Source organism: Stenotrophomonas sp. GSD10 (assembly GCF_056172695.1).
Map to the genome: position 1 here is coordinate 3,517,543 of NZ_JAOCMC010000002.1, position 13,929 is coordinate 3,531,471.

Here is a 13,929-nt window from a genome sequence, read left to right on the forward strand (position 1 = left end):
TCGCGGGCGCGAATACTGCACCGTCCGTCGTTCTGCGGCGGGCGGTGCGTGGGGATCTTCCCGATCCGCCGGCTTCGTCTCCTTTGGGTAGCTTCACCGGCACGCCAACCCGCACCGCCCGCCACCTTGCATCCCGCAGGTGGCCTTGCCTTGTGAGGTTGCTGCCATGACCACGCTCTACCCCACCTATCCCCGCCTGCAAGCGCTGCTCGGCGCTGCCCTGCCCGGCCTGCAGCTGTCCAATGCCGCCGCCGAAGCGTTGGAAGATGCGCTCACCGACGCCCATGAACACGCGCCGCCCTCGGCGTTCTTCGCGCGATTGCGTGGCATTGCGCGGGGCCACGCCGTCGATGGGCAGGCGTGGCGCGAGCGGCAACTCAGCGAGGCACGCGGTCGGGAGCTGGCCGAGGCGACGCGCTGTATGGTGGCGGTGGTTGCGTGTGGCGGTGTGTTGTTGGCGGCGCAGTCCGCGCGCGAGATGGATGATGCGCAGGGGCAGTGTCCGCCGCAGGTGGAGGAAGGGTTGCTGCATGCGGTGGTGGTATTGGCCGATCATGCCGGGGCGCTGGTGGAACCGGATGCGTGCGCACCGTTGTTGTAGAGCCGAGCCTATGCTCGGCTGCGCTGGAGATCTGTGCCGACCAAGGTCGGCACCTACCAGAGCGGGGTCGTGGCGTCGGTGGGGTTGTGCCGACCAAGGTCGGCACCTACCAGAGCTGGGTCGTGGCGTCGGTGGGATCTGTGCCGACCAAGGTCGGCACCTACCAGAGCAGCGGTCGTGGCGTCGGTGGGATCTGTGCCGACCAAGGTCGGCACCTACCAGAGCGGGGCCGCCCGGAACGCGACGGCGCTACCAGTCCGCACGCAGGCCGATGTTGCCTTCGATGATGCGGCGCTTCTCGTTACGGTCGCCGCCCAGTTCGCGGGTGTAATCAGCCACGGCGTACGCACTGATGGTGCGGTTGAAACGCCCGACCACACCCACGCCGGCCTCCAGCGCGCGCGAACGCTGCGCATTGATGATCTCGTCGTCGTCGAAGCGGATGCGGTCTTCGCCAGAGCGACCGTGCCAGTAGTTGAGCTTGAAATACGGCTGCCAGCCGTTGTCGGCCAGCTGGTAATCGCCGGCCAGGCGCAGGCCGACGCGGCCGGTCCAGGCGTTGTCGTTGTCGAAGCGCACGCTCGACACCGCATCGCGTCGGTCATCCAGCGAGGTGCGTTGCCAGATCACCTGCAGCTGCGGCTCCAGCCACCATGCGGACTGACCGAAGTGCAGCAGCGGTTTGCCGGCTTCCACCGACACGCTGGTGCCGTCGCCGCTCACGCCGAAGCCCAGCCCGCGCGAGGAACGCACGCGGCCGTCATAGCGGCTCTGCATCGCCACGGCATCGATGTAGCCCCCGCGGCTGTCGGTGAACGTCCAGTACAGGCCCACGTGCTTGTCATCCAGCCTGTTCTGGCCCACCTGCACGTTCTCCCAGCCCAGCGCCAGGCCGGTGGTCCTGCCCTGCGCGCGGCTACGGCCGACGAACACGCCGATCTGGTTGCGATGGTTGTCGGAAGCAGCGGCCCACACATCCAGACCGGCCTGCAATCCCATCACATCGCCGTCGAAGCCGGGCTGTGCATCGCCCTTCCAGTGGATCTCGCTGCTCTGCCCCACCAACCGGCCCCAAGCGGTGCGGAAGGCGCCCTGGTTGTACAGCAGGCGCTGCTCGCCCTGGCGCTCGTGGAACGTGCCGAGGCTGGCCAGCGAGGTCTCGCGCAGCAATGGCGGCACCACCGCATAGGCAGCAGTTTCCACGCGGTACAGCGGCACCACCGCGCCTTCAGCCGGACGCGCGCCGGGGGTTGGCGGTGTGCCGGTGCCGGGCAACGCACCACCGGCCACCGGTACATCGGGCACCGCCGGGTCACTGGGCGGTCCCACCGGTGCGGGTTCCGGCGGCGGCGGCGGCGGTGCGGTCTCGCCCGCGGTCAGGTCGGGATCGGTTGCGCCTTCGGGCGGCGGTGGCGGCGCCGGGGTGATCGGTGGCGGCGGTGCCACCGGCGGCGTCAGCGGTGGCGGCGTGGCGGTGCCATTTCCATTCGGTGCGGGGGTGGGTCCAGTGACCAGGGTCGAGCGCAGGTACCAGTTCTCGCTGGTACCGGCACTCACTCCGCCCTTGAACAGGAAGTACTCGTAGGCACCGGCCGCCACCGGTGCGAACAACGAGAACGCGCCAGGCGCGGTACTCGCGCCGTTCAGCGCCTGCACCACCAGGATGCCATCAGCCAGCGTGGCCGCACCGCCGCCGCCGGCATTGAGGATGCCGATGCCGGTGCTGCCGGTGGCCATGCCGCCATCGATCACCAGCCGGTCGCTGGTCGAGTTGTCCGCGCCCAGCACCGTGCGCAGGTACAGGCCGCCACCATCGCCCCGGTAGTTGCCGCGCACGGTGAATACATCGCCGGCACCGCTGCCGGTCAGGTCGATGCGCCCGGCGTTGACCATGTCCACCAGTGCGGCGCTGTTGAACGGGCGGATCGCGTGGCCGCCACTGCCAGCGTAGACGGTACTGGTGTCATCCACGGTCAGCGTGCCGGTGCCGGTTGCGCTGTCGCCCAGCACAAGATCGCCGTCGAAGCTCAGTTCGGTACTGTTGGCCAGGCCGATCGCTTCCCAGTTCTGGAAGCGGCTGACGCCTGCGGTCTTGACGTTGCTGAGGTTGAGCTGGTCCACGCCGCTGCCACCCTCGAACAGGGGTACCGCGCCGAGGTTGCCCTGGTTGAGGTTGCTGAGGTTGGCCACGTCGTTGTCCGGGCCCATGTCGATCACGCCGTAGACGATGCCACCGCCATTCCAGTTGAAGGTGTCGTTGCCGGTGCTGAGCAGCACCTGCCCGCGCACGGTGCCATCGGTGATGGTCACGCTGTCGTTGCCGCCGCTGACGCTGATATTGCCGCCGATGTACGCGGTGCCGGAAATGATGATGGTATCGGTGTCGAAACCGGTGACCACGTTGCCATCCACCGTGCCGCCTGACTGATCCCAGAGATTCTTGTCCAGCTTCATGTTGACGCGGCCGATGCGGCCACCGGTCATCCAGGCCTGGTCACCGTCCTCGAACGCACCGACGATGCGGCCCCCGCTCATGCGGAACGTATCGATGTTGTCGCCCTGCTGCAGCGCGCCCACGGTGCCGCCGGTCATGACGAAATCATCGCGGCCACTGCCCTGCGTCACCAGCCCGGTGACGGTGCCGCCATTGACCGTCATCTGGTCATCGCCCGTGCCTTGGTCAACGCTGTCGATCGTGCCATTGCCGAGCAGCAGCACATCGTTGCCATCGCCCTGCAGCACGCCGCCGCTGATGCTGCCGGCCTGCATCTCCAGGCGATCATTGCCGGCATCGAACTGCACGCCGGTGCGCCCGCTGATCGTCCCGCGGTTGACCAGCACGCTGTCACCGGCACCCACGAACTGCAAGGCCGTAGTGTTGCCGGTACTGATGCTGCCGGTGTTGTCGACACGGCTGCCGCCACCGAGCTGCACGGCCACGCCACCGACGGCGCTGATCGTGCCCAGGTTGGACAGCAGATGCCCGCCTGCGCCGAGCAGCGCGATGGCACTGGCGCCGCCGCTCTGCTGCAACTGCGCGCCGCTGGCGACATTGACGGTAACGCCAGCCGCACCCGTGGCGGTGATCGGCACCGTCTGTGGGTTCGGCGCGTTGGCGTTGCAGGTGACGGTCTGGCCGGCGACCGAGGCGGCGGTATCGCAACCTGCCCACGCGGCGCCGGCGGACAACAGCAGGGAGGGGACAGCCAGGGCCTGCAGCACGGAAACAGAGAGGCGGCGCGGGCGAAGCGCACGCGGGACGGCACGGGACATACAGCACTCCTGGACAGGGGGAACAGGAACTGCGGATATGCGGCACTGCGCTGGCAGTCTGCCGTGCGGTGAACGGTTTCGATAGATGAATTTATGCGCTGAACATCACATTTTGAATGTGAAGTTGGACGATCATCACGAGCGTGTTATCTGGCTGAAATCGTTCAGCCTCGCAGGTGGGGTCAGATCTTCAGGTAAATCCTGCGCTTGTCCAGCCACCACGCCACGCCCCACCAAAGCGCAACGAACGCCAGCGCCTGCAGCATCGAGGCCAGCTCGAGCGCCTGCGGCATTGCGGTGGCCAGTTGCTGCCAGATCCAGCCCCAGGCGCCGGTAGCCAGCAGCACCACCGACATCACCGATGCGCCCAGGTAGGCGGTGATCGCGTTGACGCCGAAGCGCCGGCCCAGCGCCGGCCAACCCTTCTGGTCGATCAGCCAGTGCCCCAGCCACAGCGCCAACGCCGCAAGACCGCCCGTCCACAGCACGTAGCTGGGCGTCCACAACTGCTTGTTCAACGGCAGCACAAGGGCCAGCAGCAGGCCGAGCACGGCGGTCGCCACACCCAGCCCGGCCAGTGCAGCAGCACGCCCGTTGCGCAGCAGGCCACCGGCCAGCAGGCCGAGCACGGTGCTGGCCAGCGCGCCCAAAGTACTCAGCAACCCTTCCGGGTCATGGCCGAGGCCGGTATCGGCGTGCCATTGATAGACCCACGGCGCGAACAGCGCGGTATCCAGACGGCTGGCCGGGTTGGTCCAAGGCGCCAGGTCACCGATGCCGAGCAGCAGCACGGCATAGCCCACCAGCAGCGCGACCAGCACGCCGGCCTGCACGCGCGGTCGTGCATACACCGCCAGCACACCGACCAGCGCCGCGCACACGGCAATGCGTTGCAGCACGCCCCAGATGCGGAAGTGATGGGTATGCAGCGCCCACCAGATCAGCAGATGCAACAGCGCACCGGCCACCAGGATGCGCAGCGCGCGCTCCAGCACGCCGCGCGCCAGTGCAGGACGTGCAGCGGCATCCAGCGCGCGCGGTGCCACGCTGAAGGCCATCGAGACGCCCACCAGGAACAGGAAGAACGGGAACACCAGATCGGTGGGCGTGCAGCCATGCCATTCCGAATGGCGCAGCGGTGCGAACACTGCACTCCAGTCACCCGGGTTGTTGACCAGCAGCATCGCCGCCACGGTGATGCCGCGCAGGGCATCGATCGAGCCCAGACGGCGTGGCGACGTACTGTTCATCAGGCGGCCTCGTACTGTCCGGCAATCCAGGTACCACGCACCTGCAGGGCGTCATCCAGCAGCACCAGGTCGGCCTGGTAACCCTCGGCGATATGGCCCAGGCGGTCGTCAACGTTGAGGAACTGCGCCGGATAGGTCGAGGCCATGCGTGCCGCTTCGGCCAGTGGCTGGCCGAGCAGCTGCACGGTGTTGCGCACGGCGGTGGCCATGTCCAGCGCAGAACCCGCCAGCGAGCCGGCGGCATTGCGCACCACGCCGTCGATGGCGGTGATGGTTTCGCCGTACAGCACGTAGCTGGGATCGTCGGCACCGACCGGCGGCATCGCGTCGGTGACCAGCAGCAGGCGACCGCGCGGCTTGGCCGCCAGCGCCACACGCAGGCTGGCCGGATGCACGTGCACGCCGTCGACGATGATGCCGATCCAGCTGTCGCGGTCTTCCAGCGCAGCACCCACCGCGCCGGGCTCGCGGCCCTGCAGCGGCGACATCGCGTTGTACAGGTGGGTGAAACCGCGCACGCCGGCATCCAGCCCGGCGCGGATCTCTTCGTAGGTGCCGGCGGTGTGACCGGCGGCGACGATCACGCCGCGCTCGACCAGCGCACGGATGGTTTCCAGCGGCACCCGTTCCGGCGCCAGTGTCAGCAGGGTCACGCCGTTGTCGAGCGAGGCCGCCAGCGCGATCTCCTCCTCATCCGGCACGCGGAACTTGCTGGCATCGTGGGTGCCCTTGCGCGCCGGTGCGATGTACGGGCCTTCCAGGTGGATGCCGATCACGCCGGGCACACCCTGTGCGATGGCCTCGTGCAGCGCTGCGATCGCCTCGCGCATCACCGCCACGTCGTCGCTGATCAGGGTCGGCAGCATCGCGGTGGTGCCGAAGCGGCGGTGCGCCTGCGCGATGGTGCGCAGTGCCGCCACGTCCGGCGTGTTGTTGAACAGTGCGCCGCCCCCGCCATTGACCTGCACGTCGATGAAGCCGGGCAGCAGCCAGCCGCCGCCCAGGTCCACCTGCTCATCGGCCTGGCCGAGCTGTGGCGCAGCGTCGGGCAGCAACGCCGTGATGTGACCGTCCTCGATCAGCACGGCCAGGTCATCGCGGAAGTCGTCGCCCACCAGGATGCGGGCATTGCGCAGCACGGTGGCCATCACACGGTCTCCGTGACCTTGTTCAGGTGCGGCGGCAGATCCGGGTTGAAGCCACGACGCAGGGCCAGCGCGTTGATCGCGCGGTAGAAGCTCTGCACGGTCAGCAGCGGCGCGCACAGCGGATGCGGTGCGGCCGCGACCGGCAGGTTGCCACCGGCACCGGCCAGCCACACCCGCGCGCCACGCGCGGTGAACTCATCGACCACTGCACGGGTGCCGGCGCCGGTTTCATCCGGCTGGGCGAAGGCCAGCACCGGGAAGCCGCGGTCAACCAGCGCCATCGGGCCATGCTTCACTTCGGCCGAGCTGTAGGCTTCGGCATGCAAGCTGCAGGTTTCCTTGAACTTCAGCGCCGCTTCCTGCGCCGCGCCCAGGCCCAGGCCACGGCCCAGCACGAACAGATTGGTGGCCTCGACCAGGCCCTCGGTCACTGCGCTCCAGTCGCACTGCCACGCCTCGCGCATGGCATCGGGCAGCAGGTCCAGCGCATTGCGCAGGCTGCTGTCCTGCTTCCAGTACGCGGCCAGCTGCAGCAGCGCGGCCAGCGAGGCCAGGTAGCTCTTGGTGGCGGCCACGCTCTTTTCGGCACCGGCATGCAGCGGGATGACCGTGTCGGCCAGCTGCGCCAGCGGCGAATCCTCGACATTGACCAGCGCAACCACGCGCGCGCCGGCGGCCTTGGCGGCCTCGGCGTTGCGCAGCAGGTCCGGGCTCTTGCCCGACTGCGAGATGACGATGAACAGCGCGCCGCGCAGCTGCAGCGGCGCGGCATACACAGACCCCACCGACGGCGAGGCCGAGGCGACCACCAGGCCCAGCTGGGTTTCCAGCAGGTACTTGCCGTAGGTGGCGGCGTGATCGGAACTGCCGCGCGCGCAGGTGACCACGAACGGCGGCGGTGCCGCGCGCAGGCTGGCGGCCAGGGTTTCCATGGTGGCGTGGTTGCGCGAGAACTGGCGGGCAACCACGTCGGCCGCTTCAGCGGCCTCGGCGAACATCAAGGTGGCGGTGGGGTCTGACAGCGACATGGCAGGCTCAGGCAGGATCGGAAGGAAGGGGGCGTGCGCCGGCCGGGCGCATCGGCGCGGTCGAACCGCGCACCACCAGCTGCGGCACGAAGCCCTGGTTGTGCAGCGGAGCGGGCGCGTCGTCGTAGGCATCGCTGCGCAGCTGCGCGATCAACAGACGCGCGGCATGGCGGGCGATGTCCTCGGTGGCCTGCTTGGCGGTGGTCAGCGGCGGCCACGACTGGCGCGAGAACGGGCTGTCCTCGAAGCCGGCGATGGACAGGTCGTAGGGCACGTTCATGCCGGCCGACTTGGCCGCGGCCAACACGCCGGCAGCAATTTCGTCATTGGAGCCGAAGATGGCGGTGGGCGGTTCGCGCAGCGCCAGCAGGCGGCGCGCACCACGGAAACCATCATCGAAGGTGTAGTCGCCCTGCACCACCAGGTGCTTGTCCACGGTCATGCCGTAGTCCTTCAGCGCGGCCTCGTAACCGGCATAGCGTTCGCCCGAGGAACGGTGCGAGATGCCGCCCCAGAGGAAGCCGATGCGCTGGTGGCCGAGCTGGATCAGATGCTCGGTGATCTCGTAGGCGGCCTCGCGGTCGTCGACGAACACGCAGGCACCGTCGGCCGGGTCTTCGGTGGCGGCGATGATGCGCACCAGCTTGATGCCGCGCGCGGTCAGCGCCTGGATCAGGTCGCGGCGCTCGGACATCGGCGCAGTCAGTACCAGCCCGGCCAGGCGCGAGCGCTGCACCCAGTCGGCCAGTTCATCGGCCAGCAGCGGCGAGCTGGAATCGCAGGGATGGATCTGCAGGCCGAACCCGGTCTCGCGGCAGGCGGCCAACACGCCGTTCTGCACGCCGATGATGTGGTACGGGTTGGGGTTGTCGTAGACCAGCCCGATCACGAAGGTGGTGCCACTGCGCAGGTTGCGCGCGGACGGATCGGGCTCGTAGTCGAGCTCGGCAATGGCACGCAGCACCCGCGCACGGGTGGCCTGCATCACTGACGGTTCGTTGTTGATCACCCGCGAGACCGTCTTCAGCGAGACCTTGGCCTTCTCCGCAACGTCCTTGATGGTCGCTCTGCGCATGGGTTTTCCCTGGGGTTGGCTGCCGTCCATCATCGCCGATCAGGCCTTGTCCTGCGGCAGGCCGGCGCGATGGCCGATCACCGAGTAGAACAGGATGTACAGGTAGCACGGCACCATCAGCAGCACGAACACCAGCTGGAAGTCGATGTGCTGCTTGAGCACGGCGAACAGCTGCGGAATGATCGCGCCGCCGGCGATGCCCATCACCAGCAGCGCCGAGCCGGTCTCGGTGAAGCGGCCCAGGCCACGGATCGCCAGCGGGAAGATGGCCGGCCACATCATCGCGTTGGCAAAGCCCAGTGCGGCCACGAAGCCCACCGAGACATAGCCGTGGGTGACCCAGGCGCCGAGGCAGAACACCACACCCAGCACCGCCGAGATGGTCAGATAGCGCGACTGCGAGACCACCTTGGGGATCAGCAGCAGGCCGACCACGTAGCCGATGAGCATGGCAAACAGGGTCAGCGAGGTGAACATCTTGGTCTGGTCCAGCGGCAGGTCGAAGCCGTGGCCGTAGGTACCAATCGCATCGCCGGCCATCACCTCCACGCCCACGTAGACGAACAGGCACAGCACGCCCAGCCACAGGTGCGGGAACTGGAAGATGCTGCGGCGCTCGGCCGCACCGGCGCTGGTGGGGGTGGCGTTGGCTTCGGCGGACTTGATTTCCGGCAGCGGCGAGAACAGCACCGCCACCGCCAGCAGCACCAGCAGGCCGGCCATGGCCAGGTACGGTGCGTGGATCTTGGCGGCGAACTCGTTGAGCAGCTGCGCCTTGGTCGCTTCATCGGCAACGGCCACGCTGGCCGACAGGTCACCGATACCGTGCAGCACCACGGTGCCGATCAGCACCGGCGCCAGCATGCCGGCGATCTTGTTGCAGATGCCCATCAGCGCGATGCGGCGCGCCGCGGTCTCGATCGGGCCGAGGATGGAGATGTAGGGGTTGATCGCGGTCTGCAGCAGGGCCAGGCCGCTGCCGATCACGAACAGGCCGCCGAGCGCGCCGGGGTACCAGCGCTGGGTGGCGAACTCACCGAACAGTGCGGCGCCGCCGGCCATCACCAGCAGGCTCAGGCTCAGGCCCTTCTTCATGCCGGTGCGGCGCAGGATCCACGACGACGGCAGCGCCAGGAAGAAGTAGGACAGGTAGAACACCATCAGCACCAGGAAGGCGCCGACCTCGCTGAGCTCGAAGGCCAGCTTGACGAAGGTGATCAACGGGCCGTTGAGCCAGGTGAAGAAGCCGATCAGGAAGAACAGCACGCCGACGATGGCGATGGAGGTGGCCACGTTCGGGCGCGCGCTTGCAGCGGGGACGGCGGACATCAGGAGGGCTCCTGCGGCGACGGCCGCAGAACGCGGCGTCGGAGAGTGGCTGGGAACAACGTTGTCACATTCTTTCGATGGACCACCGCGCTTTGTCAACTTCCAAATGCAGCGCGGCGCTACCCATGCTGCACTGCGCAACCGACTCACGGGGCAGTGTGCTGAATGCGCAGTGGGCCTTGAGGCCCATGTGGCAACGGTTCCCGCGTGAAACCCATGCTCACGCCATGTAAACGTTTACCGCCCGTCGCATTCGTTGCGGCGCAGCAACGAAAGTGTCACGAACTCGTTGACATCGTTGTCAGCGCGGTTACAGACTCCGCCCCAATCGCCGGCCCCGATCCTGGGTCCGGCCCCACCTGCAGCAGGAGCCCGCGTGACCGCCAGCCACCCCGCCCCGGCCCATGTCCTGTCCCGCGTCGCGCCCTCGTTCCTGGCTGCCGACGTGGGTGGCACCCATGTGCGGGTGGCCCGGGTCCAGGCCAGCGGTGATGAGGCCCATCCGGTGCAGGTGCTGGAGTACCGCAAATACCGCAATGCCGACCACGCCGGGCTGAGCGCGATCCTGTCCGACTTCCTCGGCAACGGCCCGCGGCCCACGCACTGCGTGGTGGCCAGCGCCGGCTATGCCCGCGAGGATGGCACGGTGATCACCGCCAACCTGCCGTGGCCGCTGTCGGCGCGCCAGGTGGAGGCCGACGTCGGCCTGCAGCGGGTCTACATCGTCAACGACTTCGAAGCGGTGGCCTACGCCGCCGCGCAGGTGGACGCCAGTGGCGTGCTGCACCTGTGCGGACCGGAGACCGCTGCACGCGGCCCGACCCTGGTGGTCGGCCCCGGCACCGGCCTCGGCGCCGCACTGTGGATTCCCACCGCGCACGGCCCGGTGGTACTGGCCACCGAAGCCGGCCAGCCGACCCTGGCGGCCAGCACCGAACTGGAAATGGCCATCGTGCGCCACATGCAGTGCGACCGCGCGCACGTGTCGATCGAGCACGCGCTGTCCGGCCCGGGCCTGATGAACCTGTACCGCGCGGTGTGCGCGCTGCAGGGGCAGGCACCGACGCTGGCCAGCCCCGATGCGGTCACCGCCGCGGCGATGGCCGACAGCGATGCGCACGCGCGCCAGGCGCTGGATGTGTTCTGCGGCCTGCTCGGCAGCACCATCGGCGACATGGCCCTGTTCTACGGCGCCCATGGGGGCGTCTACCTGGCCGGCGGCATCCTGCCGCAGATCCGCGAATACCTGCATGCCAGCACCTTCGTCGAACGCTACCTGCAGAAGGGGCCGATGGGCGAGGCGCTGGCACGCATCCCGGTGAAGGTGGTCGAGCACGGCCAGCTGGGCGTGGTCGGCGCTGCCAGCTGGTACCTGCAGCAGTCGGCCGCCTGACACCGCAACCGGCTTCAACGCAATTGCAGCACGCAGTACGTGGCACGCCAACGCACGGGACTTCGCCGCCACCCCGCGCATGTCTTTGCAACCGTAACCGAACACCGCCGCCGGCATCCAATCGAGTGATGAGGAGAGACATCATGAACACCCGCAAGACCCTGCTTTCGGCCGCCATCGTCAGCTGCATCGCCTTCAGTGCGCACGCGCAGCAGGCCGCCCCGACCGCCACCGATCTGGACACCGTGACGGTCACGGGCATCCGTGGTTCGATGGAGAAGTCGCTCGATACCAAGCGCGAAGCCAATGCGCGCGTGGAAGTGGTCACCGCCGAAGACGTCGGCAAGCTGCCGGCGCACAACGTCGCCGACACCCTGCAGCGCCTGCCGGGCGTGAACATCAGCTCGTCCAGCGCCGACGAAGGCGGCTTCGATGAAGCCGACCGTGTCAGCCTGCGCGGCACCAGCCCGAGCCTGACCCAGACCCTGATCAACGGCCACACCGTCGGCTCGGCCGACTGGTTCGTGCTCAGCCAGGGCAACAACGTCGGCCGCAGCGTCAGCTACTCGCTGCTGCCCTCCGAACTGGTCAGCTCGGTGGAAGTGAACAAGTCCTCGCAGGCCAAGCTGCAGGACGGCGGCACCACCGGTACCGTCAACATCATCACCCGCAAGCCGCTGGAATTCTCCAAGCAGATCACCGCCGAAGGCTCGATCGGCATGGTGCGCTCGGACCAGGCCAAGTCGAACGACCCGCAGTACTCGGCGCTGTTCAACTACAAGAACGACGAAGGCACCTTCGGTGTGATGGTGCAGGGCTTCAGCCAGAAGCGCGAGCTGCGCCGTGAAGCACAGGAAATCCCGGGCGGCTTCTTCAAGATCGCCGCGACCGACCCGGTGGCCCAGACCAACCCGGACCTGATCGGCGTCAACGTGCCGGGCCTGCTGGGTTCGACCCTGTTCGAACAGACCCGTGAGCGCAAGGGCGGCCTGGTTTCGCTGCAGTTCAAGCCGACCGACACCCTTACCCTGGGCCTGAACGGTTTCAGCTCCAAGCTGGAAGCCAACAACTACAACCGCAACTTCATGATGTTCGGCAACAGCTTCGCCAAGTCGCAGGCGCCGAATCCGGGCTATGTGGTCAAGGACGGCGTGCTGACCAACGCCACCTACGCGGGCGTGCCGGGCACCAACTACGCGGTGTACGACATGATCTACCGCGAGTCGACGGCCAAGTCGAGCTACGTCACCTTCGATGCCGACTGGCAGATCAGCGACAGCCTGACCGCCAAGTTCCAGGCCGGCAGCACCAAGGGCACCGGCGAGACGCCGCGCCAGTACATCGCCGAAGTCACCCTGGCCAACGGCGGTGGCGCCAGCTGGGCCACCCACGGCAACGGCTCGCCGATCGACTGGAACCTGGGCGGCGACCTCTCGCCCAACGGCGTCACCAGCTTCGGCACCTGGGGCAACCAGCAGGTCACCGCCGAGGACAAGGAGAAGTGGGCAACGCTCGACTTCAACCAGTACTTCAACGACGGCGGCGTGCTGAACTCGATCGATTTCGGCCTGCGTTTCGCTGACCACAAGCGCGAAGCGCTGTCGCCGGAAGGCGCAACGCCGGGCGATATCTGGAGCGCGCTGAAGAACGGTGCCACCTCCAACTACCCCAGCGGCTTTGCCGGTGATATCGGCGGCACCTTCCCGCGCAACATCTGGTACTTCACCCCGGGTGCGCTGAAGGACGCGGTGACCAACAACTCCACCTGGCTGGCCGGCAACGATGGCCCGACCGGTCGCCACAACTACGGTGCCGAGTGGAAGGTGCAGGAGAAGAACTTCGCCGGCTACGTGCAGGCCAACTTCCGTGGTGACTGGTGGAGCGGCAACGTCGGCCTGCGCTACGTCAACATCAAGCAGGACATCGACACCTACAACGCCGTCAGCAAGGCCGCCGATGCCGATGTCAGCAGCCTGTTCGGCATGTGGGAACGCATGGCCTTCCAGAACAAGCGCAACCGCGTGCTGCCCAGCGCCAACATCAAGTTCGACCTGGACGACAACCTCGTCCTGCGCGTGGCCGCCTCGCAGACCCAGACCCTGCCGGACTACTCGGCACTGGGCGCCTCCTCCTACGGTTCGGATCTGAACAAGACCGGTGGCGGCGGCAACCCGAACCTGAAGCCGACCCTGTCCAGCAACCTGGATGCCAACCTGGAGTGGTACTTCATGCCGCGCGGCCTGCTGTCGGTGGGCGCATACCACATGAAGCTGAAGGACTACATCGCCTTCGACGTGGTCTCGCGCCAGCTGTACAGCGAACTGACCAACCAGCTCGAGACCTACCAGATCTCCACCCCGATCAATGCCGACGGCAAGGTGACCGGCGTGGAAGTGGCCTACGAGCAGCCGATCGGCGAGTACTTCGGCGTCAACGCCAACTACACCTACGCCAACGGCACCACCGCGCATACCTGGTCGGATGGTTCGCACAACCTGCTGGGTACCTCGAAGAACACCTACAACGTGGGCGCCTACTTCGAGAACGAACGCTTCGGTGCCCGCGTCAGCTACACCCGCCGCTCCTCGTTCCTGATCAGCCTGTCCGGTACCAACCCGTACTACCAGGATGACTTCGGCACGCTGTCGGCCTCGCTGAGCTACAAGGCCACCGACTGGCTGAGCATCACCCTGGACGGTCTGAACCTCAACAACCCGACCTACAAGTACTACCAGACCGCGGCCATCCCGACCTCGTTCTACAGCAACGGCCGCCAGTACTACCTCAACTTCCGCTTCAAGTACTGATCCAGCGGCGGCAACATCGCCGAGT

Annotated in this window: 9 protein-coding genes; 3 read left to right on the forward strand and 6 right to left on the reverse strand. The window is 67.5% G+C overall.

Features of this window, described 5'->3' with window-relative positions:
- Positions 1-166 precede the first annotated feature (166 nt).
- The gene (locus N4G47_RS16440; protein WP_475288809.1) at positions 167-601 is read left to right on the forward strand and encodes a hypothetical protein; all 435 of its coding nucleotides are present in this window, start codon (positions 167-169) and stop codon (positions 599-601) included.
- A gap of 249 nt (positions 602-850) precedes the next feature.
- Here N4G47_RS16440 and N4G47_RS16445 read toward each other — a convergent pair whose 3' ends face one another.
- The 6 genes from N4G47_RS16445 to N4G47_RS16470 form a co-directional block, all read right to left on the reverse strand.
- Positions 851-3,874: an autotransporter family protein gene (locus N4G47_RS16445; protein WP_475288811.1), complete on the reverse strand. Its 3,024-nt coding sequence runs from the start codon at positions 3,872-3,874 to the stop codon at positions 851-853.
- A gap of 182 nt (positions 3,875-4,056) precedes the next feature.
- Complete coding sequence (locus N4G47_RS16450; RefSeq protein WP_475288813.1) at positions 4,057-5,124, reverse strand: acyltransferase family protein; 1,068 nt, start codon at positions 5,122-5,124, stop codon at positions 4,057-4,059.
- On the reverse strand, positions 5,124-6,272 hold the full coding sequence (gene nagA, locus N4G47_RS16455; protein WP_475288815.1) for an N-acetylglucosamine-6-phosphate deacetylase: 1,149 nt from the start codon (positions 6,270-6,272) through the stop codon (positions 5,124-5,126). The genes N4G47_RS16450 and nagA overlap by 1 nt, the downstream gene beginning before the upstream one ends.
- Entirely contained in the window at positions 6,272-7,300 is a 1,029-nt protein-coding gene (locus N4G47_RS16460) for an SIS domain-containing protein (RefSeq protein ID WP_107232007.1), read from the reverse strand. The genes nagA and N4G47_RS16460 overlap by 1 nt, the downstream gene beginning before the upstream one ends.
- A 7-nt stretch (positions 7,301-7,307) precedes the next feature.
- A complete protein-coding gene (locus N4G47_RS16465) occupies positions 7,308-8,375 on the reverse strand; it encodes a LacI family DNA-binding transcriptional regulator (protein ID WP_006391719.1) in 1,068 nt (355 codons plus the stop codon).
- Between the two features lie 39 nt (positions 8,376-8,414).
- Entirely contained in the window at positions 8,415-9,704 is a 1,290-nt protein-coding gene (locus tag N4G47_RS16470) for a sugar MFS transporter (RefSeq protein WP_107232006.1), read from the reverse strand.
- A gap of 376 nt (positions 9,705-10,080) precedes the next feature.
- Here N4G47_RS16470 and N4G47_RS16475 point away from each other — a divergent pair, with 376 nt between their 5' ends.
- Both N4G47_RS16475 and N4G47_RS16480 read left to right on the forward strand, forming a co-directional pair.
- On the forward strand, positions 10,081-11,097 hold the full coding sequence (locus tag N4G47_RS16475; RefSeq protein WP_475288820.1) for a glucokinase family protein: 1,017 nt from the start codon (positions 10,081-10,083) through the stop codon (positions 11,095-11,097).
- Between the two features lie 143 nt (positions 11,098-11,240).
- The gene (locus N4G47_RS16480) at positions 11,241-13,904 is read left to right on the forward strand and encodes a TonB-dependent receptor (RefSeq protein ID WP_107232004.1); all 2,664 of its coding nucleotides are present in this window, start codon (positions 11,241-11,243) and stop codon (positions 13,902-13,904) included.
- Positions 13,905-13,929 lie beyond the last annotated feature (25 nt).